This window comes from Actinosynnema sp. NPDC023658 (assembly GCF_040639995.1).
In the GTDB taxonomy this organism is placed as follows: domain Bacteria; phylum Actinomycetota; class Actinomycetes; order Mycobacteriales; family Pseudonocardiaceae; genus Actinosynnema.
This window is the reverse complement of record NZ_JBFAAX010000190.1, coordinates 1-2,886: the sequence shown is the minus strand read 5'-3', so window position 1 is coordinate 2,886 and position 2,886 is coordinate 1. Positions and strand designations below refer to the sequence as shown.

Sequence of the window (2,886 nt, the reverse complement as noted above, 5' to 3'; positions counted from 1 at the left end):
CACGAGCCGACGCGCAGGCCGAACGCGCCGATCGGCACGAAGTCCGGCGCCCGCAGCACGGGCAGGCCGAACGCGCCCAGCGCGAGCAGCGCCGCGATCAGCACGGCGGCGACGAGCGGCAGCGGGGGTTCGGTCGCGGCCGTGCCCACCTCGTCCCGCTCGACCGCGCCGGCCAGGGCGGCGGCGACGGCGGCGACCGCCGCGGCGACGACGGCTCCGGCGGTGAACCAGACGCCCGGACCCGGCTGGACGGCGGCGACCCGCGTCGCGGCGAACACGGCGTCGAGCGCACCGGCGGCGGCCAGCGGGATGGTCGCGGTCACGACCGCGAACGCGGGGCGCACGGCCGCCTTGGCCGGCAGCACCGCGGCGAGGACCGCGGTCGCGATCGCGGCCGGCCACAGCAGGCGCGCGGCGTAGTCGGTGGGCGGCGGGAAGCCGCCGGGCAGGACCAGGTGGTCGGTCGACGCGCCGACGGCGGCGGCCGCCGCGGCGACGAGCCCCGACACGGCGGCGATGACGTGCAGGCGGCGACGGCCGGGCAGCTCGACGTCCCGGTCCCGGACGTCGTCGGTGGCCTTCCTGGTCCGCTGCGGCCAGGCCAGCGCGACGGCGCCGGCCAGGACGAGGAAGGGACCGGCGGCCAGGCCGACGCCGTCCGCGGCCAGGGCCGTCGCGATCGGCGGCAGCGCGAAGCCGAGGAGGACGGCGGCCAGGCCGAGCAGACCGCCCTTGCGGGCCTCGTGCGTGGTGGCGCTGGCCGCGAGGACGGCCAACGCGGGCGCGGCCACCGCGACGACCAGGCCGCCCAGCATCGGCAGCGCCGGGGAGTCGAACGGGCCGCGGGCGGGCACCAGCGCGTCGGTCGAGGTGAACGGCGCGGTGAACAGACCGAGGCCCGCGACGGTGCCGGCCGTGGCGGGCAGCACGAAGCCCGCCCGTTCGCTGCGGACGTCCGGTTCCGCGCCGAGCGTCGCCAACGCGCCCGCGGCGATGAGCAGGACGTGCCCGACCAGGAGCAGCCACACGCCCGCGGTGGGCGTGGGCGGGTCGAGGCTCGCCGGCCGGAACAGCTCGGGCCGCGCCGCGTCGAGGGGGTCGACGACGAGCTGCAGGTCGTTGAGCAGGCGGCCTACCGTGAACACGGCCGGTGCGACGAGGGCCGCCGCCGCGGTGAGCTCCTGGCCGCGGGCCAGGAAGAGGGCGGCGAGGGCCGCGGGCAGCAGGGCGAGGAGCGTCAGCAGCGGCCACGCCGTGAACGCGGGCGGCGCGGAGGCGTCGACGACCCCGACGGCCGGGGCCACCGCGGTGAGCACCGCCCCGGCCACGGCCACGCCGACCGCCGCGCGGAGCCTCGTGGGGGTCGGTGAGACCGGTTCAGCCGTTCGGATCACCGCTCGGACGCTAGCAAAACCGGGCAGGCGCCGACGGGCGGCGGTTGTGGACTTCGGACGTCGGGTACTCCCGGTTCGTGGGGGGATCACTTACGTTCAGCCTTATGGGTGACGCGGCGCGGCGTCTCGTGCAGGCCTGGGTCGACCGGGCCGGCACCGGCGTGGGCGCCGGGCTGGGCGTCGCGGGCCAGGCCCTCGGGATCGCCGGCGGCCTGCTCGACGTGGCGGCTTCCCCCGGTGGCGTGCGCGGCGTCGCCGTCGAGGCGGCCTGGTTGGCCGCGCGCACCGTCCTCTACCCGTGGGGCGTGGCGGAGGAGCGGTTCAAGCCCGAAGGGCACCTGGGCGCCTACCGCACCGACCGCCTGTCACCCCGGCGGCGCGCTCGCGTGGTTTCGGCCATGGAGGCGGCGGGCACCCCGATCGTGCTGGTGCACGGCTTCGGGGACAACAGGTCCGCCTTCGCAGTGCTGTCGGGGGCACTGCGGAGGCGCGGCTTCGGGGTGGTCCACGCGGTGAACTACAGCGTGCTGACCGCGTTGACCGGTGACGTCCGGCGCTCGGCGGCGCTGCTCGGGGAGCACGTCGAGCGGATCTGCGAGGAGACCGGGTCCGACCGGGTGCACGTCGTCGGCCACTCGCTCGGCGGCCTGATCGCCCGTTACTACGTGCAGCGCCTGAACGGGGACGAGCGGGTGCGCACGCTGGTCACGCTCGGCACCCCGCACCGGGGCACGCTGACGGCCTACCTCCTGCCGACCTCGTTGACCAGGCAGTTGAGGCCCGGTTCCGACCTGCTGGCCGAGCTGGACGAACCGTCGCCGCCCTGCCGCACCCGGTTCGTCGTGGTGTGGAGCGAGATGGACCAGGTCGTCGTGCCCCAGGGGAACGCCCGGTTGGAGCACCCGGCGTTGGTCGTGGAGGAGCACCGGATACGTGATTCAGGTCACCTTTCGCTACCGGTTGACCCCCGCACCCTTCACCTCATTGTGAGTGCCGTCACACGTCCGAGTGATGACGAGTGTCACCCCATCGTGCCTGTACGCACGGGGTTTCGGTAGCGCGTTCATGACCCACGGTGACGAGTCATACCCGTGGATGTCCCACTGACCGCTAAACGGGAGTCTTCGCCATCGGGGATTGCCCTTAAGGGCTCCGCGCCGTTATCTTCCCCCGGTCCGTTGTCACGGTCTGGTCACAAGCAGGACGACGAGCCGGTTACCCCGACCGGCTCACCGGGATCCCCCGCCCGGTAGTCCGACCGGACTCCCCGAAGACGGAAGGCCAGGTTTTGTCTCAACACCGCTCCCCCGGCGGCCATACGAGTTCTGCTGTGCTCGACGAAGCGGTCGACCGCGCGTCGACCCGCACGGTGAGCACGCACCGGCTTCCGCCTCCGCCCTCGGCGCTGCGCGGCCGGATCGTGGTCGCCGCGGTCGCCGTCGGCGCCTTCGCCGCCGCCGGCGCAGGGCAGACGCTCCACGCCCTCGGCTCC

The 2,886-nt window shown here is 75.0% G+C and carries 2 protein-coding genes; one reads left to right on the top strand and one right to left on the bottom strand.

Features of this window, described 5'->3' with window-relative positions:
* Positions 1-1,394 (bottom strand): hypothetical protein (locus AB0G02_RS20055; protein ID WP_360796451.1); only part of this gene is annotated, 1,394 nt, incomplete at its 3' end.
* A gap of 104 nt (positions 1,395-1,498) precedes the next feature.
* Here AB0G02_RS20055 and AB0G02_RS20050 point away from each other — a divergent pair.
* Positions 1,499-2,452 (top strand): alpha/beta fold hydrolase, encoded by a 954-nt coding sequence (locus AB0G02_RS20050; RefSeq protein WP_360796448.1) that lies wholly within the window; start codon positions 1,499-1,501, stop codon positions 2,450-2,452.
* Positions 2,453-2,886: the final 434 nt, after the last annotated feature.